Origin of the sequence: Ruegeria faecimaris, from assembly GCF_900182615.1 — a bacterium.
Lineage (GTDB): Bacteria > Pseudomonadota > Alphaproteobacteria > Rhodobacterales > Rhodobacteraceae > Ruegeria > Ruegeria faecimaris.
In genome coordinates, this window is record NZ_FXTE01000009.1 from 52,542 (window position 1) to 71,799 (window position 19,258).

The following is a 19,258-nucleotide window of genomic DNA, read 5'->3' on the forward strand; positions in this document are numbered from 1 at the left end:
CGACCTCAGAACGGCAAAACTGTATCGAGGACCTGCTGGCCGTAACGGGGCTGCTGCACATCCATGATCTGACCGCGGCCACCATAAGACACGCGCGCCGAAGCAATCTTGTCATAGGTGATTTCATTTTTCCGCGAGATATCCTGTGGCCTCACATATCCCGTGACCAATAGCTCTCGGAGTTCGAAATTCACGCGCAGCTCCTGCGAGCCCGATATGGCCAACACACCATTCGGCAAGGCGTCGATGACGGTCGCGGCGACTCTGAGTGTCAGCTTTTCCTTACGCTTGACCGAGCCCTTGCCCTTACTAACCGATGATGAGTCGATCCCAACAGCTTCGTCCAGCGTCGCCCCGTCGGGCAGCCGTTCCAGCGCCCGCTGCGGCAGGCCGAACAGGTCGGGAACCTCAAGATTTTCTGACCCGCTGCGTGAGCGATTTGTGTCGTTGGATATCTCGGCTTTCTCGTCCAACTCGATGACAACCGTCAGAATATCGCCTTTTTTGATAGCGCGCTGATCTCCCAAAAGCGATTGTTGGCCACCGCTCCATAGCGAGGACCGATCAACATTGCGCTGTGGCTGCGTGTGCAACGGCAAACCCGGCCACAGCATGGCAACATGTTCAGCAGACTCGTCCGCGGGTGTGAAACTTGGCGGTTTTCCCAAATGATCCAGTCGACCACAGGCGGTCAGAGCCAGACATGCCATCATCAACAGTTTTAGTTTTCCGAACATCATTTTACCTCGATTTGACCGTTAGGCCGGATAAAGCCAACAACAGTTGTACGTGACGACAGATTCATGACCCGAATTCGGTCGCCGACAGCCCCGCGCCCTAGGGCACGGCCTTCGGCCTTGATCGAAAGGGGACGACGGTCAAAGACCAGAACCACCAGATCATTGCGGTCCACCAGCGCGGGCGGCCCGACATCTGCTGCGCGAACCGGGCGTCCGGGGTAAAGCGCGACGCGTGCTTCCTGACCGATCAAATCATCAGGGTTTGTAACCGCTCCGAGGACAACCTGATCTTTGATCTCAAGATCGGCGGCCGAGATCACCTCTTTGACGCGTATGGTCCGGATCGGCACCACGATCTCAGCCAAGGCACAAAGCGGGCTGATCGTCACCAGTGCTATGAATAGGGCGCGCATCACCGCACCTGTGTTGTTGCGCCCATCATCTGATCGACGGCCGAGATGACCTTGGCGTTCATCTCATACCCTCGCTGGGCTTCGATCAGTTCGGTGACTTCGCGCACGGCATCTACCGAGCTGTCCTCGAGATATCCCTGACGCAATGTGCCCATCCCGCCCTCGCCTGGAGTGCCGATGACAGGCGCGCCCGAGGCTTCGGTTTCTTTGAACAGGTTGCTGCCGATCGCCTCCAGCCCCTTGGCATTGGAAAAACTGGCCAGGGTGAATTCACCGAGCAACTGTCCTTCGGCGGTATCATCGAAATAGGCGTAGACCTCACCCGATGCATTGATCGAGATCGACCTTGCATCGTCTGGGATTGTGATCTCTGGCGCGACAGCGAAGCCATCTGAAGTGACGATCAACCCTTCGGCCGAGCGTTTCAGGCTGCCGTCACGGGTAAAGCCAGACTGACCGCTCGGCAACGTCACCTCAAGATAGCCGCGCCCTTCGATTGCGACATCCAAATCGCTGCCAGTGGCCGCCAATGCACCCTGTGCCAGCTGCACGGTGACCGCGGCGGGGCGCACCCCCAGACCCAGTTGGATACCAGTGGGCAAGACGGTGCCGTCATTGGCATTCACCGTCCCCGCGCGCGCCATTTGTTGATAGTGCAGGTCTGCAAACTCGGCGCGGCGAGCGTTGTAGCCTGTGGTATTCATATTCGCCAAATTGTTCGAGATCGTCTCGACCCGCATCTGCTGAGCGGTCATGCCTGTCGCTGCGATTTTCAGTGCCCGCATATCAATTCCTCCGTTATCAAATCAGCGCATCAGCGCCTTAAGCGCCCCACGCACACGTTCGTCTTCGGTTTCAAGAAAGCTCTGCCCCAACTCATAGGCGCGCTGGATTTCGATCATCCGGGTGACCTGTTCGATCGCGTTCACGTTCGATCCTTCGAGGAATCGGTGCACAATGACCGGCTCATCCACGGGTTCAATCGCTGCATCTGACCGAAATTGCGTGCTGCCTTCGCGCACCAGGCTCGTGGGATCAGCAACGCGGTAGACGCCGATCTGTCCCAGAACCTGCCCTTCGATACTGAGCGTGCCGTCGCTGCCGACATCAATCGACGCGGCATCCGGCGGAATGAAAACAGGGGCGCCGTTGCTGTCCAGAACCCGGTACCCATCCATGGTAACCAGATCACCCTCGGCACTGGGTGAAAACGCACCCGCCCGTGTCAGCCGGTTGCCGCTGGGGGTTTCGATCATGAAAAACCCGTCGCCTTCGATGGCGAAATCAAATTGCCCGCCGGTTTCGGTCAGAACGCCTTGTTGCAACGAGGTATTGCGCGCCTCTGCCCGCGCCATGGACAAGGACGGATTGCCCGGCGAGACTTTCACGAACTCGGAAAACACCAAGCCCTGCTGGCGGTACCCCGTGGTATTGGCGTTGGCGATATTGTTCGCCACCAGCCGCATTTCATTCATCAGCCCCGATTGGCGGGACAAGGTGGTATATGAGGTATCCATCAGCGGCCTCCGGCGATCAGTGGGATGAGGGTTGAGGTGAAGAACGTCACCAGCGTCTGGGTCATGAACCCCATCGAAATCCAGAAAACGATCACAATGGCGATCAGCTTAGGCACAAAGGTCAGCGTCATTTCCTGAACCGAGGTCAGCGCCTGGAACAGACCCACAACCAGACCCGAGACCAGTGCCACCGCCAGGATCGGGACGGATGTGATCACCGCGACCCAAAGCGCCTGGCGGACAATGTCATAATAGAGACCTTCGCTGAGCATCTATCAGACCGGCATCCGCAGGATTTCCTGATAGGCCTCGACCACTTTGTTGCGCACGATGACGGCGGTTTCGACGGCCAGTTCGGTCTGCGCCAACGCCTGAACCAGCGCGTGCGGATCGGCTTGGCCGGTCATCGCCGCGCCGGACATCTGCTCGGACTGTTTCAATGTTGCGGCAAAGTCCTGAAAGGTTGAGCGCAACCCCTGTGCCATTCCGGCAAGGTCGGGGTCGGGCTGCGTAGCGGGCCGCGCTACGGCATAGCTCTGCGCGGCGGTCAGGGATCGGATATCCATTCTGGTGTCCTTTATTTTCTGAGAAGTTCCATAAGGCTCGACGACATTTGTCGTGTCTGGTCGAACATCTTGAGATTGGCTTCGTAGCTGCGCTGCGCTTCACGCGCGTCAGCGATTTCGATCATCAAATCTACATTGGACCCGCGATAATGGCCGGTCTCATCGGCCAACGCATGGCCGGGGTCATAGATGCGCGACAGGTCGCGATGATCAAGCTTAACGCGCCCGGTCTCGACCATTTGCGCACCATCTTTGCTGACCGCTTCAAACGGCACGGTTTTGCGCCGATATCCCGGCGTATCCGCGTTCGAGATGTTTTCGGAGACGTGCCGCAAACGGGCCGCCTGCGCGCGCAGGGCGCTGGCCGAGGCGGAAAGGGAATGGGAAAAATCGCTCATCTCTCAGCCCTCCTCACCCGCGACCAAGGCTGGTACGCAGGATGCCAATCGAGGATTTATAGATCGCCAACGCGCGGTCATGTTGACGCTTGACCTCGACCGCTTTGAGCATTTCTTCCTCAAGGGAAACGCCATTTCCGTTGGGATCGCCCGAGGGTGCGGCATCGAACTCGGCCCAGGGCTGGGCTGCGGCGGCGCCGTTCAGATGCCCGGCCCGCGTGGCGGTCATCGCAACCTCATGCCCGGAATTTTCGAAAGCTTCCTGAAAGGCCTCGATATCGCGGGGCTGATAGCCCGGCGTATCCGCATTTGCCATGTTTCGCGCAATGACAGACTGCCGTTGCCCGGCATGGGTTGCCATTGCGTACGCAGTCTTAAAGACGTTCAGGTCAGAGAACATCGGGGCTTCTCCCTCGATCAATTTCAATCAAGGCTTAACCCCGATTCCTTTAGAAACCGTTTTCAGAAACCCGTTGGAGAACCCACGATGACCGATCTCGACCCGATGCTTCTGAAATGCGAATTCGACCGTTTGTCTGCCATGCGCCATATGGGCCGCGTGGCCAGTGTTGGGCGCGGCGTCATAGAAATAGAGGGGTTGGAGTGCGTTGCCCGCATCGGCGACAACCTGACCCTGCGGCGGCGCAGCGGCCCTGATCTGGCGGGTGAAGTTCTGCATGTCGAATCGGATCTGATCCACATGTTACCCGCCGCTGCACCCGATGGGGTTTGCTTGGGTGATAGGGTGATTCTAAATCAGACACCGGCATTTTCCCCCGGACTGCACTGGCTGGGTCGGGTCATTGATCCCTTCGGCAAACCGCTGGACGGCAAGCCGTTGCTGTCGGGCACTCAGGAAAGAGATATCCTGCAAAATCCGCCACCTGCCGTTGTCCGCAAACCGCTGGGCGCACGGATGGAAACCGGGCTGAGCATTATGAACACCATGTTACCTGTGGTGCAGGGGCAGCGTATCGGCCTGTTCGCCGGGTCAGGGGTCGGCAAGTCGACCCTGTTGGCCACGCTGGCGCGGTCGATGCAGGCAGACGCGGTTGTGGTCGCTCTGGTCGGCGAGCGGGGTCGTGAGGTTAATGAGTTCGTTGAACATGCGCTTGGGGCCAAGGGGTTGGCACGATCCGTGGTTGTGGCGGCAACTTCGGATCAGTCAGCACTGGCCCGCAGGCGCTGTGCATGGTCGGCACTTTCAGTCGCGGAATTCCTGCGGGATCAGGGGCTGAACGTCCTGTTTCTGGCCGATTCGGTCACCCGCTTTGCCGAGGCGCACCGCGAAATCGCCGTTGCGATGGGTGAGGCCCCCTCTTTGCGCGGGTTCCCACCTTCGGTCACGCCCTTGATTGCAGGTCTGTGCGAACGAACCGGGCCGGGCACCGCTGATCAGGGTGATATCACCGCGGTATTCAGCGTTCTGGTCGCGGGCTCGGACATGGATGAACCGATTGCCGACATTCTGCGCGGTGTCCTGGACGGGCATATCATCCTGAGCCGCGACATTGCCGAGCGTGGCCGTTTCCCGGCCATTGACCTCAGCCGGTCGGTTTCACGCAGCCTGCCCGCGGCTGCCTCGGATGCGGAAAACCGGATGATCTCGGAAACCCGCAAGCTGGTTGGCAGTTACGAGCAATCCGAGGTTATGATCAAAGCCGGGCTTTATGCCGAAGGGGCAGACCCGTTATTGGATCAGGCAGTCCGGGTTCATGATGAGCTTGATGGTTTTTTCGGCAAGGCCGAACCGGACGGAATCAGCAACAGTTTCAACCACCTGCAACTGATTCTGCGACGTGCCGGGGCCGCGCTTCCGCAGTAAGGAATTCAAGACAGTTTTAAGTGTTAAGCCCACCTTAAGACCTGCCCGGCTACCCCTGTAACTGGGTGATAAAAAGGTGGTGGAGATGGGTGCGCAATCCAATGTGGCGCCAATCATCATCAAGAAGAAACGTGTGTCAGGTCGCGGTGGTCACCACGGTGGCGCGTGGAAAGTCGCATATGCCGACTTTGTCACGGCCATGATGGCGTTCTTCATGTTGATGTGGCTGCTAAATGCAACAACGGAACAGCAACGCAAAGGGCTTGCGGACTATTTTTCGCCGACCATTCCCATAAACCCGGTTTCGGGTGGCGGCGATGGGGCCTTTGGCGGCAATAACATGTTCTCCGAGGAAACTCTGGTCATGGACGGCACCGGCGCCAGCAAACGCAGCCCGACGCCCGCGCGACAAGCGCGTGGATCGGTTGGCGTCAGCTCGGACGGCGGCGGAAAAGAAACGGTCCAAGACTTTTCCTCACTGGAATCAGAGCTTATGGGGCGAACCGGCGAAAGCATGGTGTCCGACAAGGTCCTCAAACATATCGTCACCCGCGTGACGGATGAGGGTCTGGTGGTCGAACTCTTCGCCACCAAGGATCAACCTCTGTTCGAATCAGGGACGAACCAACCAACCAATATGCTGCGTGCTCTGACATTGTTGGTGGCCCGATCCTCTGATCTGGTGACAAATGACATGGCGGTCGGAGGACATGTCGGTTCCTCGCCGGTGGTTCTGGCCAAAAACCCGGCCTGGGATTTGTCTACCTCGCGCGCTCAGCAAGTTCGCCAAATGCTGCAGGACAAGGGTGTGGCGCCGCTCAGGTTGGACCGCGTAACCGGCCATGCCGACCGAAAATTGTCGGATGAAAACCCGATGGCCGCACGCAACAACAGGATCGAGATTATCTTTCTGCGCGGCACCTGAGAATAAAAGGATAGACGGCATTTTACCTGTTAGCGCGCTGTTAAGGCCCAGCGCGTTAGCTGTTGCATCAAGATTTTACGCAACAGAAGGGCGTGCCAATGACAATTTCCTCTTCGCTGAACGCTGGCGTGGCCGCATTGAAGGCCAACGCAAACCGGCTGGCGACGATCTCGGACAATATCGCGAATTCGTCAACCTTCGGGTATAAACGGGTGGAAACTGATTTCCATTCTATGGTCACCTCCGGCCAGGGCGGCAGCTATTCCGCTGGGGGCGTTCGCACTACCAGCCAACGCCTGATCGACCAGCGCGGTTCGCTGGTGACAACCAACAACTCCACCGACCTTGCGGTGCGTGGGCGCGGCATGATGCCTGTACGACCAAGTTCTCAGATCGCGGCCGGTTCGAATGAGATGTTGCTGACCACGACAGGGTCGTTCCGCACCAATGAAGAAGGATATCTGGTCACCGAATCAGGGCTTGTTCTGCTGGGTTGGCGTGCGAATGCGGATGGAACCATCCCTGCGGTTCCGCGTGACACGCCAGCTGCGCTTGAACCCATTCAGCTCAGTGTTAATCAACTGTCGGGCGCGCCCACGACGCAGATGAATCTGCGCATGAACCTGCCCGCGACCGCTACGGATGCGGGTTCCCCTGGCGACATGCAGCCCTTGTCCGTTGAATATTTCGACAATCTGGGAAAATCCGAAAGCGTTGATATCGAACTTGTCCCTACAGTGCCGGCCACCGGCAGCAGTAACGAATGGACGATGATCATGCGCGATTCAGCCTCGGGCGGCGCCATTATCGGTGAATACACCCTGACCTTCACCGATAGCCGAACTGCGGGTGGCACGCTGGCCAGCGTAACTGCGGTCACCGGCGGTGCATATGACCCAGCAACCGGCAGCGTTGTGGTGAACGTGGCCGGCGGCCCGATGGAGATCAATATAGGGGAAATCGGGGATGCCGACGGAATCACGCAACTGTCCGATACATTTGCACCAGTTTCGATCACGCGCGACGGTTCGGCGGTCGGCACCATGACCAGCGTTCAGGTTGACGAAAACGGGTATGTTTATGCGTTCTACGATACCGGCGTCAGCCGACGCATGTACCAAATCCCATTGGCGGATGTTCCGAACCCAAATGGACTGACCGCGCTGGACAGCCAGACCTATGCACCATCCCGGGAAAGCGGGACGTTCTTTCTATGGAATGCGGGGGACGGGCCAACCGGCGACCTGGTTTCTTTCGCACGAGAAGAATCCACTACCGATGTGGCAACCGAGCTGACCTCGATGATCCAGACACAGCGGGCTTACTCTTCCAGCGCAAAGGTTATCCAAACGGTGGATGAGATGCTTCAGGAAACAACCAATATCAAACGCTGATCAGGGTTTTGATTCAGGAAAGGGACCTGCAGAATGAATATGTCCACAGCATTGAACAACGCGTTGGGCGGCCTGACCGCCGCCAGTCGCGGTGCGGCGGTTGTGTCCGAAAATATCGCAAACGCATTGACGCCCGGCTACGCGCGCAGGTCACTGGAACTGGCAACCAATACGATTTCCGGTCACGGCGTGCGTACCGTAGGTGTCATTCGTCATCAGGATCCCGTCCTTACGTCCAACCGCCGGGCCACGGATGCCGATCTGGCCTTCCACACCACCATTTCAGACTTTCACACAAGGTTGGAATCTTTGGTAGGGTCCGCCGATGATCCCGCATCGCTTTCGGTTCGGCTGGCTGATTTTGACAGCAGCCTGCTAACAGCGGCAAGCCTGCCGGATTCCAGTGAACGACTGGACCAGGTAGCGCGCACGGCTCAGGATCTGGCACGCGGCCTGAACGCAGCCTCTGAAGGGTTGCGCCAGATGCGATCCGACGCGGACCGATCCATCGGCAAACAGGTCGATACCCTGAACCAGACCCTAAAAGACATTGAAGAGCTGAATGCCAAAATCCCGGCCATCAAGTATTCCGGCGGCGATATCGGCGGGCTGCTGGATCAGCGACAGGTTCTGATTGATCAGGTCAACGAGCTGGTCCCGGTGAATGTGATCCAAAGGGAAAATGATCAGGTCTCGATTTACTCCGATGGCGGCTTGATATTGCTGGAAAACACTGCGGCCGAGTTCTCCTTTTCGACAACCGGCGACACCAAGCCCCATATGACCCTGGCAAACGGGTTGTTGTCCGGGCTTGAGATGAACGGAAACCCTGTCCGCACCAGTGGCGATTTTGCCCAAATTCGCGGCGGTGCCTTGATGGCCCAATTCCAGATTCGGGATGAAATCGCGGTTGAGGCTCAGGTCGATCTGGATGCCGTTGCGCGCGATCTTATCGAAAGGTTCGAAACGCCGGGGCTGGATCCGACGGCGCTGGCCACTGATCCGGGCGTTTTCACCGATGATGGCAGCCGGTTTGATCCGGCATCGGTGACGGGATTGGCCTCGCGCATCAGCTTGAACGCAATCGTCGACCCGGACGCCGGAGGAGACAGCTGGAAACTTCGCGCCGGGCTGGGTGCGACCGCCCCCGGCAGCGCCGGAGATGCCAGCCAGCTGCGCGCCTTCATCTCAATTCTGAACGACGAACGCCCTGTTTCCGGCGCTGTTTTCGGGGCCGGAAACATGCGTGCCGCAGACATCTCAGAGGCGCTGTTGTCACGGATTGGGTCGGACGCAAATGTGGCCGATGGGCGGCGGGTGTTTGCAAACAGCGCCAATCTGGAAATGACGGCCATTGAGGCCGAACAGGGCGTCGATACCGATCAGGAATTGCAGCGGCTAATGCAAATCGAACAAGCCTATGCGGCAAATGCCAGACTGGTTTCGGTCGTCGATGAACTTATGGACACGTTGTTGAGGCTGTGATGATGAATGTAACCTCTATGGGCGACCTAGCGCGCGGATTGACCCTGAAATCGCGGTCGATTGATATCAAAAATCAGATCGAAACCCTGTCATACGAGATGTCTTCAGGCAAGGTGCAGGATGTCTCCGGCCATCTGGATGGGGATTATTCCTATCTTCTGGATATGGATCGAAACCTGTCACGCCTGGATGCCTTTCAGGTGGCCACAGCCGAAGCTGGCCTGTTCACCGACGCTATGCAGCTTAGCCTTAAAACGGTCAACGACGCGGTGAGGCGCCTGACGTCATCCTTACTGGCATATGGGACCTCCAATCAGGCGGTCACGCATGAACATGCCTCTGTTCAGGCCAGAAATGAGCTGGATACGGTCATGTCGGCATTGAACACCCGTGCGGGTGGCCGAAGCCTGTTTTCCGGCGTGGATACTGATGTGTCGCCTCTGGCATCTGCGGATACCTTGTTGACCGCGTTAGAGGCGGAGTTGACGGGGCTGACAACACTCACGGACATCACACAAGCTGCGGAAGACTGGTTCAATGATCCTGCGGGTTTCGATGCGGTTATCTATCAGGGCGCAGACACAACTCTGGCACCGATGAGCATTTCGGAGAATGAAAGTGTCTCTATTCCGATCACTGCGACCGATCCGACGCTCAAAGCCGCGTTGCGGGACATCGCCGTCGCCGCTCTGGTTTCGAACGATAATCTGGGACTTCCCAATGATCTGCGGACATCCTTGTTTACCCAGTTGGGTGTCGAGCTTGCCAATACGCAGGACGGCACAGTGAATTTGCGGGCGGATGTTGGCGCCTCCGAAGCCAGAATTGAACAAGCCGCCACGCGCAATGCGGCGGCGCGTACAAGCCTGGAATACAGCCGAAACTCTCTGATCGCCGCGGACCCGTATCAAACCGCAGTGCAACTGCAGACTGTCCAATTTCAATTGGAAAGCCTGTATTCTGTCACCGTTCGCAACGCGAACCTATCGTTGGTGAATTTCCTGAGATGAGATTACTTGCCATTCTCTTGATCCTGCTTCCGAGCCTGTCTTTTGCCGGGGCAATCCGGCTGAAGGACCTTGTCGATTTCGACGGGGTGCGCGGCAATGACCTTGTTGGCTATGGCCTTGTGGTCGGATTGAATGGAACCGGCGATGGGCTCAGGAATTCTCCGTTCACCGAAGAGATCATGTCCAATATTCTGGAACGGCTTGGTGTGAACGTGAATGGTGAGGATTTTCGCCCCAAAAACGTGGCCGCCGTTCTTGTAACCGCCAGCCTGCCCCCCTTTTCGCGGGTTGGTGGGCAGATTGACGTCACCGTTTCGGCAATCGGCGATTCCAAAAGCTTGTTGGGCGGGACGCTTATCATGACACCTCTGAATGCCGCAGATGGCCAGATCTATGCGGTGGCGCAGGGGTCGGTTTTGGCGGGTGGCGCCGTTGCCGAAGGCGATGCGGCTTCGGTCACCCAAGGGGTGCCGACATCCGGTGTGATCCCATCCGGAGCTCGGGTCGAACGCGAAATCGACTTTGAGCTTTCCGATCTGACCCAAATGCGCCTGGCTCTGCGTGAACCGGATTTCACAACCGCCGGTCGGATCGAGCAGGCAATCAATACCGAATTCAACCGGGCCGTAGCGATCATGCGCGATTCCGGGACGGTCGAACTGAATATTGCAGCGACACAGGCGATCTCGACCGCGCATGCGCTTGGGCGCATTGAAAATATCCTAGTAGAGCCAGAAACAAAGGCGCGAGTAGTAGTCGATCAGCGTTCGGGCACGATTGTCATGGGTCAGGAAGTGCGTATCTCACGCGTGGCAGTCTCGCAGGGCAACCTGACACTGACGGTCGAAGAGGCCCCAATCGCAGTTCAGCCAAACCCGTTCGCCCGAGGCGAAACCGTCGTGGTTCCGCGTACCGTAGCCGGTATCGAAGAAGAGGAAGGCACCGGTCTGGCGGAAATTCCCGAGGCCACGACCTTGTCCGAAGTCGTCGCAGGGCTAAACGCTTTGGGTGTCTCACCCCGCGACATGATCGACATCCTGAAAACGATCAAAGCGGCCGGAGCATTACACGCCGAGTTCACCGTTCGATGAAGGGCTATCCCGGCGGTAGGCGCACAGCCCCAAGACCCGCCGGGAATTCACGTCACTTTGATTTCCAACTGTCCAACCATTTGCGGAATCGGTTGCGATGTTCACCGATGGCGTCGCCGGTTGCATACAACCCATCCTCGACACTCTCGATCATCGGATCGATCCGCGCCTGGCGGAACCTGCGCCAGCGCACCCAGATTGCCCAGACAATCGCAAAGAAGACCGTCAGGAAGACGATGTTGAACCAAGGGATCAGACGCGCATCCGGACCATCGACATGTTTGATAAAGACAGCGTTGGGAAAGATCGACATGAACTCATTCCGCCAGCCATAATGCGTCACGGCAACCCAGTCCGGGTCGTTTTTGTCCGAGATCGCGTCATTGGCTTCGGTATACAAATTGGCAGTGTCGAATTTGAAATAGGGCGGCCAACCCCAGCTGGTATCTTCGTTGCGATACACAATCGGTTTGCCATTGGCACGTACGGCCTGAATGAACTGTACATCCCGGTTCGACAGGCTGGCCGACTGATCATCGGGCTCGGACCAGAAGATCCGGGTCCAGTCGTTCAGGTCCTGCCGTTCTTCATAAGTGTTGACGATCCGAACCACATCCCGTTGCGGCAGAGAATACTGAAGGACTACGGCGACCGTTCCCCAGAAAATCAGAATGAATGCCCATTTCAAATAGGCCATGCTTTACCTCTCACATGTAGTTCACAATGTAGATCAGCGACCCGATCGCTACCCAAGGCACAACATAGACACCCAGGATCAATTTGCGCCGGAACGAATTGTCATAGACGTGCAGCCCACGTGCGACAAAGGCTGCCTTGTCTCCGGTTTTGCCCTTTTCGTCCCACCAATGCTCTAGCCTGCGGCGACGCACACTGCGTGAATACAGCGACAGGGCAAAATAGGCCACGGTCTGGATGACCAGCAGGATCAGAAACAGGCGCATCGCTCCGAACATTTCAATCCTTTCCTAACGCGCCCCAGGGCCCAACGCGGGCGATAACAGTTTCGCTGATCCTGTCTCGACCGCTCATATCCGGCTCATGTCCGAACAGGGCAGCGCGGGCACCCGCCTTGTCCACCTGATACTCACGCGCGAGGAAATCAGCAACATAGGCCTTCTTGGCCTCGGGCCAGGATTTGTAGGTGCTATAGAACAGCTCTTTGTGGCAGATGAACATCTGGCGCGGGTCCAGTGGGGCCAATTCGGCCAGCAGCATGTTCACCAGATCACGGTTCGGCGTATCGGCGGCCCGCAGCGTATAGAAATACGCCGAATGATCCGAGGTGATCCGGGGCCACCGCCCGCCATCCGTCGCCCAACGCAATAGCTGCGCCAGCCCATGATAGGCCTCTGGCAACCGATCCGCGTGGGTGCGCGCCAGCCGACGCATATCACTGCGGTTCAGGCCAGTCAGATCGACCCCGGCATCAGCGGCCGCGTCGACGGTCAGGAAGTCCATCTTTTGCTGCAGGATCGCAGCAGCATCCACGCCGCGCGCCTTGACGATGGGTTCGACCAGGTCGTTATAGTCCAGGAACTTGGCGATCTGGTTCCGCTGCGACGGGTCAAACGTGTATTTGATGTTCAGATCGTCGGGCTTTTCACCCATGCAGATCGCCGCCGGGTGATCCATGTCTGGAAACAGATACAGCCCGCCGAAATGCGCGGTCCAGAAATTACGCTGTTCAAAGGCAGTGTGGCGCAGGTGGACCGGGTTGCGGGTGACATCGCCGGTTTCCTTGGCCGTTTCGATCATCTTTGCGATCAACACATCATCGAACCAGGCGTCCTCTTCGGTTTTGAACTGCTCGACCATGCCTGCCAGTTGCTGAGCCTTGCGTAGGGTGCCGCCAGCAGTATCGGCCTCAATCTCGATCTTCTGGATGTTGAAAAGATCGCGCGGGGTGCTGAGCTTGATGACCGAGTTCACCAGTTCTCCGGCCACCGCATCGGTGGCGGTCAGAGCGAACAGCTGCGCTTCGTTCATTTCGATGAATTCGCGCAGGATCTCGCGCGAGGTCGAGAATTTGACGTTCAGCAGAGGCGCACGCTTCTGCTCGGTCGTCAGCAGGATGAACTGCCGGTTGACCCCGTTGGGGTTGAGGTAGAGCTCGTCCTCCAGCTCGATCCCCACCTCTGGCGAATAGCCCGAGATATCGACATGGAAATCCGTCAGCTCCGTGGTCTTGCCCGCCAGATGCTGCAGCGCGCGGTTATACCGCTCGACCAGAGCCGGGCTGGAGATGTGGACGAGATTGCCAAACATCAGGCCTTTTTCGATGAGGCGGATCATGACACTTGCTCTCTGCCCAGTTTTCCTCGGACGAATACTTCAACCGGCTTCAAAGCCTTCAAAAAATCTTGCCGGTATACATCCTTCTCATCATCCAAGCGGTCATAAAGGATATCGCGTTTCTCTCCTAAGATTTCTCGATAGGACTTCGCTAATTCAGTATCCCCGTAGTAGTTAGCGTCCAGAAAAAGCTTAATGTAGACAAATAGCTCATGTTCAAGTGTCTTTAGAGGTTCAAAGAGTTTGGACAAATCTTCTCCCCAGACTGCATCTGCCTCTAGCAACAAAGCGTCGAGTTCGTTTCGTTTTTCCGAGTGGCGTTCCCAACGTTTTGCGTAAGCGTTGATAACTCCTCGCCGACGTAGTTCTGCATCTGGCAATCCGTCGGCTTCAGCCTCGTCGATCCGCAATTCAGAGTTCGACTTAGCGGGGTGGCGAACCGAATAAAGCGCATCGCGGTATCGGTATGTTGCAATCATGATGCGGCGCGCCAGATCAGAGTCGGCTGTCCAGATGTTTTGGTTCTTCCAGGTGCTCAAGCCTCGAAATGCGGCTATTGCTGCCGCAACGGCAGCGCCCGCCATAACAGTGTTAGCCAACGCAGCCCAAGCTTCAGCACTCATCTGCCTTTCCCCTCCAGATACCGCCGCTTGGCCTCTTCCATCCGGCCCATCTCACGCACCGCGTTTTCGATGGCGACCTCGTCGCTCTTGTCGGCATAGCGGAACTCGCTGTCGGCGTAGCGATTGATCTCTTGCATCACCATCTCGACCGTGATCGGCTGGCGCAGGTCCTCGATCATGGCCTTCTTGGTGTCGTAGTCGCGGAACAGGAACAGGTCGGGGTTTTCCATCCACTCGTCGGGCAGTTCGAAATCCATCGCGCGGACCTTGACCGCGTCGGTGATGTTCTTGATCGCGCGGCCGGTGAACCGCTCATCCGCCTGTTGGATAGCCTTCAGATACGCCCCCATCTTGGCAATCGTATCCATCTGACCGATCTGGCCCTGAACCCGATCATAGACCTGCAATAGAGCCTCTTCATGCGGGCGGGAATGGCTTTCGAAACTGGCGGCGACGGCCTTTTTGATCTCCTGTGCGGCATAGGCTTCGTGCTCGCCCAGCGGGATGTCGTGGTTGCGGCCCATCAGCAGGTGCAGGATATCGATGTAATCCTCGCGCGTTTGCGGCCCGTCCACCAGGAACCGCGCGCCCGCACGCTGGCGCAGCGCGTCGTCCACATTCTCGGGGTAGTTCGAGAACATACCAAAGGTGCAGTTGCCGCGCACGACGGTGTTGGCACCCGCAAAGCTCTCCATCAGCACGGCGGTGATTTCCAACTGCCCGGCCGAGGACTGTCGGTCGCCGCGCTTGCCTGCCAGCTGGTCGATATCGTCGATGGTGCCGAAACCGATGACCGAAGGGTCGATGATCGTGTTGATAAACGCCTTGGCGTTCTGGCCGGATTTGCCCTGATAGCTGTCGATATTGTCGGTACTCAGGTTCTGATAGCGGAACGGATAGCCCGCGTTCTGGCAATAGTCGTTGATCAGCCCGGCCATCATCTGGATCAGGGTGGTCTTGCCGGTGCCCGGTTTACCGTCGCCCATGAAGGTAAAGATGAACCCGCCAAGCTCGGCAAATGGGTTCAGGCGGCGGTCGAAATCATAGGCCATCACCATCTTGGCCAGCTTCATCGCCTGATACTTGGCGATATGGTTGCCGACCACCTCGTTCGGTTTCTTGAACGTCATGGTCAGGGTGGTGGATTTGGCTTTGGACGCTGGCTCAAACCCTCGGATCGTCAGATCATCAGCCTCTATATGCCAGGCGGCGTTCTGGAATGGGGCCAGATGGCCGGCGGATTGGGCGCGTAGGGCAGCCTTGTCCATCAGTTGCTCGGCATAGGCGCTGGTGGCCGCGATCAAATGCGCATCATCGGGCGCGTGTTTGGCGAGGGTTTGGTCCAGCTCCCACAGCGCGCCGTGCAGGGCAAGCTGGCCATTGTCGGCCAGAACTTCTTCGATTTCCCCGACATCAACTGTGGTCTCGCCCAGATGTGAGGACATCAAATAGGCCAGTGCATTGCCGAAACTGTGCGAGGTGATCAGCGCCTCGGCCGTCAGCAGTTCCGAGAATTCGGTCTTGCGCGCGGCGGGCAAATCCCCGGCCAAATTCGCACGTTTTAGATCGGCCAGAGGGGTTTGTTCGGCATAGGCCTCAGACACGGCCAGAGCGATGGCGACGGCGCGACGAATAGCCTGTTGCGTGGTGGCCTGCGGCGGAGAAACCAGCGTATCGCCATCATCAGACGCCTCAATCCGTTCCACCAGATGCACCCCGTCGGCCCGCACAGTGCGCCGTGTCACCAGACCCGGCGTGGTAGACCGAAACCGCCGACCTGTGGAGACGCCCGGCGACCTCTCAACCGCGGACTCAACCGCTTTGGCAATCCGCGGGGCGTGTTCGAACCCGTTCAGCAAAGCGGTGGCCGCGGTGTAGTGCTTGCGAATATCGTCTTCGCGCAATTCCATCTGGTCTGACGTCAAACTCATCTAAAATACTCCCAACTGTAATCATCGGAGTTTAAGTTGCAATGAACTGAAATTTCGCCGCCGTCTTTCACGAAGAAATCAGCTTTTCCCCAACCGCACATTGCTCGCAGTTGCTCCGAAGCGTTTTCATATTGAACCCTGTAACTCGAGCCGCTGTGAGCTAAAAAGTAGTCGACTTCGAAGTCACCATTTTCTGCCCTGCAAACATCAACCACGTTGGCGCTCATTGGGTTGACTAGCCTTGATCTCCAAAAGCAGTCGGAAAATAGTATTGAATCTGTTCCATTCTGCTGCACTTCACCTTCTGAAAAGCCTCGCTTTTCTAGGAACATTTCGAATTCAGCCGAATTTACATTGTATTCGAGACCCATCGAGAGAGCCTCCTCGGCCAATGGGTTTAGCTCTGCGCAGCCAGCAACTGCAAAAGTTAGGAATATCGCTGTTCTCAAACTCAATACCTCAACACCTGCCCGGTCTTGCTGACGACGAACGTGCGCACGTCACCAAAACCCGGCGGGTTGCGCTCGGCCAGTACCTGGAACGGGCGTTGTGGCAGAATGATCGAGCGTTCGGTTTGCGTCGCCCCCGTCTCGGCCCCCTGCCCGCCGAATGGGTCCAGCGCAAAGACCTCGCGGTCTACGGTCCCGAACCAGCCTGAGCGTTCTTGAATCACATCCTCGCTTCGCAGCGCTTCAGTGGTCCAGGCCAATGCCCAATCCTGACCCGCAGGGGATTTCGCATCCTCCAGCACCTGCCGCAGCGGGCCGGATTGCTCGGTAAAGGCCGAGGAATACATTGGCCCCACATGAATGCGGCGCAGGTGTTTGGGATGCAGGTCGTCGAAATCCTGATCAAAGCCTTTGGCAATGGTCACCAGTTTCAGACCACCCAAGGATTGCGCCATCAGATGCGCCTGCACTTCGGGCCAGCGGCGTTGATCTTTGGGCAGGGCCGTGCGCCCCGAATCCTCCAACTCCATCAGGTAGATGACCGGCAGGTTTATTTGGCTGTCATAGACGGCCCAGTGGATCAGGAACCTGCGCCGTTCGCCCTCATTGCCAATCCAGTGACATTCGGGATCATTGCGGGCCCAGAACAGCTCACCCTTCAGCAATTCCTCGTAATAGAGCCTTTGGGACAGCGCGAATTGCAGCTTGGTCGGGATCTCCCGGTCGCTGATGATGGTGCGAACCATGTCGGTTTTCAGCTCATCCTCGGACGGCATATTCGCCAGATGCATCTGCGCCTGCTGCGCATCGTTGGCCATGGTCAGCAGCTCGGCCGCCACCGGAAACCCACTGTCGCGCTTGTCCATGGCGAGGCTTCCAAAGAACCGCCCCGTATCGCGCCCGACCAGCAGGTATTTCATGGATAGCGCGCGGAAGGTGAAGAGCAGCCCCGAGAGGTAGCGCGACACGATCCGCACCTCTTGCTTGCTGATCGCGCCCTCAGCCTCCATCGTCGCGGCCACGCGCAGGAGGTGGACGGTGATCACCTCGAATTTGCGAAAATAGCGGCGCGAGGCGAAGGTGTCGGTCAAGCCGATATGGTCTTGGGTTGGGTCAGTCATTTGCGAATCCCAAACCTATCGAAGAGCCACGGGCGATGTTTCCTTTCGATTTTCTGCATTTCTTCTTTGAGCATCCCAATCGAATATAGAAGGGCGCAAAAACTAACGAGCCCAACAGCTAGGTTCACTAACAGGAACAAGAATTCGTATTCACCAAAAAGCTTCTGGGAAACGAAAAATACTAAGAGGATAACCACCGAAAGGCAGGCACACATCGCCAGCATTTTTAAGAGTAGAAGAACTACGTCTTTTGCCACGTCGAAATCCGCCGTCTGGCTCACCCACCATACAAATTCTTGTCATGCTTCTCGACAATCGAGGCAAACCGGCGGGCAAAGCGTTCATCTGCCTTGGCCTTTTTCTCCAGCACGTCGCGGGCAAAGACCATGTGGTCCTCATGCGCCTCGAGCATGTCGGCCATTTTCTGGTTGGTCGCGGTGCCGATCGAGGCCATGGCGGTTTGCGCCTCTTGGTCGGTCTGCACGCCGATCTCGTTGATGCGGTGGGCCACGTCCTGCTGCTGCGCGGTTTTCAGCGATTTGGTCAGGGCGTCATACAGCACCACGCGCTGCTGCGTGTCTGTCTGCAGCTTGTTGATCAGCACCATCTGCGTCGCCGCCTGGTTTTGCAGGGAATCGACCCAGGTCTTGCCCTTTTCGATATAACGCTCCAGCGTTTGCGACTTGGCCAGCTTGACCTGCTCTTCCTGAACCTTGGCGTTGTATTGCTTGTTCAGCTCAGCCAGTTCGGTCTCCAGCTGGGTGCGCGCGGCGGCGTCTTGTTCGACGCTGATCTTGTTCTCCAACGTGATGATTGTCGGGTCCATGCCCTGAATTTCGGCGCGCAATGCCTCCAGCTCGGCCACGGTGCCCTCACGGTCGTCCAGCGTGCCGGTCAGGTTGTTTTCAACCTTCACGCGCTGTTCTTCCAGCACCGACAGCTGCCCTTCCAGCAGTTTCACGATCACGTCGGATTTGGCGATCAGGTCCTGCAGCTTGTCGTCGATACTGGCTGTGCGCATCCGCTCCTGCCGCATCGATTCAGATTTACCCTTCGAGAAGATGCCAACAAACGTCTCCCACCCGGATTTTGAGCGCATCTCGTCAAAATCCTTAGAGAACGCGCTGGTGACGTCATCCAGACCCATGATCAGCTCGGCGATATTGGCGTTCATGACTTCGGTATGGGCGTGCACATCTTCCAAAGTGGCGTTTTCGATATCGATATCCGCCTCGGCCGTACCGATCTTGGCCCGCGCAGCCTCAATCCGCGAGGTCAGTCCTTGGATCTGCGACTGGCTTTCGCGCACTTTCGTCTGTGTTTCTTCAATTAACGCTTCGAATTGCTGGTTCGACATCTCTGCTGTCCCCTGTTTTCTTTATTTACCCAATAAGATAGGGAATGTTATGTTCATTTACATCCCCTTGAGCCCTCAAATCACCGAGACTTTTACAATT

At 57.4% G+C, this 19,258-nt stretch carries 23 protein-coding genes; 6 read left to right on the forward strand and 17 right to left on the reverse strand.

The genetic code is table 11. The annotated features are described in order from the left end of the window. Positions 1–5: 5 nt before the first annotated feature. From flgH to FN806_RS14345, 8 genes are read right to left on the reverse strand one after another with little or no spacing between them, the layout of a single operon-like run. Complete coding sequence (gene flgH / locus FN806_RS14310) at positions 6–737, reverse strand: flagellar basal body L-ring protein FlgH (RefSeq protein WP_425472007.1); 732 nt, start codon at positions 735–737, stop codon at positions 6–8. Beyond that, positions 737–1,153 carry a flagellar basal body P-ring formation chaperone FlgA gene (flgA, locus tag FN806_RS14315; protein WP_142638317.1) on the reverse strand — a complete coding sequence of 139 codons (417 nt, stop codon included), beginning with the start codon at positions 1,151–1,153 and terminating at the stop codon, positions 737–739. The genes flgH and flgA overlap by 1 nt, the downstream gene beginning before the upstream one ends. After that, on the reverse strand, positions 1,153–1,938 hold the full coding sequence (flgG, locus tag FN806_RS14320) for a flagellar basal-body rod protein FlgG (protein WP_142638319.1): 786 nt from the start codon (positions 1,936–1,938) through the stop codon (positions 1,153–1,155). The genes flgA and flgG overlap by 1 nt, the downstream gene beginning before the upstream one ends. Positions 1,939–1,959: 21 nt before the next feature. Next, positions 1,960–2,670, reverse strand: coding sequence for a flagellar hook-basal body complex protein (locus FN806_RS14325; protein ID WP_185956710.1), 711 nt, complete (start codon positions 2,668–2,670; stop codon positions 1,960–1,962). Further along, a complete protein-coding gene (locus tag FN806_RS14330; RefSeq protein ID WP_142638323.1) occupies positions 2,670–2,942 on the reverse strand; it encodes a flagellar biosynthetic protein FliQ in 273 nt (90 codons plus the stop codon). Before FN806_RS14330 ends, FN806_RS14325 begins: the two co-directional genes overlap by 1 nt. Before the next feature lie 3 nt (positions 2,943–2,945). Next, positions 2,946–3,236, reverse strand: coding sequence for a flagellar hook-basal body complex protein FliE (fliE, locus tag FN806_RS14335; RefSeq protein ID WP_142638325.1), 291 nt, complete (start codon positions 3,234–3,236; stop codon positions 2,946–2,948). Positions 3,237–3,247: 11 nt separating this feature from the next. After that, complete coding sequence (gene flgC, locus FN806_RS14340) at positions 3,248–3,634, reverse strand: flagellar basal body rod protein FlgC (protein WP_142638327.1); 387 nt, start codon at positions 3,632–3,634, stop codon at positions 3,248–3,250. A 13-nt stretch (positions 3,635–3,647) separates the two neighbouring features. Beyond that, positions 3,648–4,034: a FlgB family protein gene (locus FN806_RS14345; RefSeq protein WP_142638329.1), complete on the reverse strand. Its 387-nt coding sequence runs from the start codon at positions 4,032–4,034 to the stop codon at positions 3,648–3,650. A gap of 87 nt (positions 4,035–4,121) precedes the next feature. Here FN806_RS14345 and FN806_RS14350 point away from each other — a divergent pair, with 87 nt between their 5' ends. The 6 genes from FN806_RS14350 to FN806_RS14375 all read left to right on the forward strand — a co-directional run bounded on the left by FN806_RS14350 (position 4,122) and on the right by FN806_RS14375 (position 11,364). Next, positions 4,122–5,459 (forward strand): FliI/YscN family ATPase, encoded by a 1,338-nt coding sequence (locus tag FN806_RS14350; protein WP_142638331.1) that lies wholly within the window; start codon positions 4,122–4,124, stop codon positions 5,457–5,459. Positions 5,460–5,544: 85 nt separating this feature from the next. Beyond that, positions 5,545–6,384 (forward strand): flagellar motor protein MotB, encoded by an 840-nt coding sequence (locus FN806_RS14355; protein WP_142638332.1) that lies wholly within the window; start codon positions 5,545–5,547, stop codon positions 6,382–6,384. A 98-nt stretch (positions 6,385–6,482) separates the two neighbouring features. Then, positions 6,483–7,778 (forward strand): flagellar hook protein FlgE, encoded by a 1,296-nt coding sequence (locus FN806_RS14360; protein WP_142638334.1) that lies wholly within the window; start codon positions 6,483–6,485, stop codon positions 7,776–7,778. Positions 7,779–7,811: 33 nt separating this feature from the next. Further along, positions 7,812–9,263, forward strand: coding sequence for a flagellar hook-associated protein FlgK (flgK, locus tag FN806_RS14365; RefSeq protein WP_142638336.1), 1,452 nt, complete (start codon positions 7,812–7,814; stop codon positions 9,261–9,263). After that, a complete protein-coding gene (locus FN806_RS14370; protein WP_246097253.1) occupies positions 9,263–10,273 on the forward strand; it encodes a flagellin in 1,011 nt (336 codons plus the stop codon). The genes flgK and FN806_RS14370 overlap by 1 nt, the downstream gene beginning before the upstream one ends. After that, entirely contained in the window at positions 10,270–11,364 is a 1,095-nt protein-coding gene (locus tag FN806_RS14375) for a flagellar basal body P-ring protein FlgI (protein ID WP_142638338.1), read from the forward strand. The genes FN806_RS14370 and FN806_RS14375 overlap by 4 nt, the downstream gene beginning before the upstream one ends. A 52-nt stretch (positions 11,365–11,416) precedes the next feature. Here FN806_RS14375 and FN806_RS14380 read toward each other — a convergent pair whose 3' ends face one another. The 9 genes from FN806_RS14380 to FN806_RS14420 all read right to left on the reverse strand — a co-directional run bounded on the left by FN806_RS14380 (position 11,417) and on the right by FN806_RS14420 (position 19,158). Then, the gene (locus tag FN806_RS14380) at positions 11,417–12,061 is read right to left on the reverse strand and encodes a DUF1523 family protein (RefSeq protein WP_142638340.1); all 645 of its coding nucleotides are present in this window, start codon (positions 12,059–12,061) and stop codon (positions 11,417–11,419) included. A gap of 10 nt (positions 12,062–12,071) precedes the next feature. Further along, positions 12,072–12,338 (reverse strand): hypothetical protein, encoded by a 267-nt coding sequence (locus FN806_RS14385; protein ID WP_142638342.1) that lies wholly within the window; start codon positions 12,336–12,338, stop codon positions 12,072–12,074. A gap of 1 nt (position 12,339) precedes the next feature. Further along, the gene (locus FN806_RS14390) at positions 12,340–13,677 is read right to left on the reverse strand and encodes a DUF6638 family protein (protein ID WP_142638344.1); all 1,338 of its coding nucleotides are present in this window, start codon (positions 13,675–13,677) and stop codon (positions 12,340–12,342) included. Further along, complete coding sequence (locus tag FN806_RS14395) at positions 13,674–14,300, reverse strand: hypothetical protein (RefSeq protein ID WP_142638346.1); 627 nt, start codon at positions 14,298–14,300, stop codon at positions 13,674–13,676. The genes FN806_RS14390 and FN806_RS14395 overlap by 4 nt, the downstream gene beginning before the upstream one ends. Then, entirely contained in the window at positions 14,297–16,231 is a 1,935-nt protein-coding gene (locus FN806_RS14400) for an AAA family ATPase (protein ID WP_142638348.1), read from the reverse strand. The genes FN806_RS14395 and FN806_RS14400 overlap by 4 nt, the downstream gene beginning before the upstream one ends. Beyond that, on the reverse strand, positions 16,228–16,602 hold the full coding sequence (locus FN806_RS14405; RefSeq protein ID WP_142638350.1) for a hypothetical protein: 375 nt from the start codon (positions 16,600–16,602) through the stop codon (positions 16,228–16,230). Before FN806_RS14405 ends, FN806_RS14400 begins: the two co-directional genes overlap by 4 nt. Positions 16,603–16,682: 80 nt before the next feature. Beyond that, positions 16,683–17,801, reverse strand: a complete 1,119-nt coding sequence (locus FN806_RS14410; RefSeq protein ID WP_142638352.1) for a hypothetical protein — start codon at positions 17,799–17,801, stop codon at positions 16,683–16,685. Further along, positions 17,798–18,082, reverse strand: a complete 285-nt coding sequence (locus tag FN806_RS14415; RefSeq protein ID WP_142638354.1) for a hypothetical protein — start codon at positions 18,080–18,082, stop codon at positions 17,798–17,800. The genes FN806_RS14410 and FN806_RS14415 overlap by 4 nt, the downstream gene beginning before the upstream one ends. Beyond that, positions 18,079–19,158 carry a coiled-coil domain-containing protein gene (locus FN806_RS14420; protein ID WP_142638356.1) on the reverse strand — a complete coding sequence of 360 codons (1,080 nt, stop codon included), beginning with the start codon at positions 19,156–19,158 and terminating at the stop codon, positions 18,079–18,081. Before FN806_RS14420 ends, FN806_RS14415 begins: the two co-directional genes overlap by 4 nt. Between the last annotated feature and the right edge of the window lie 100 nt (positions 19,159–19,258).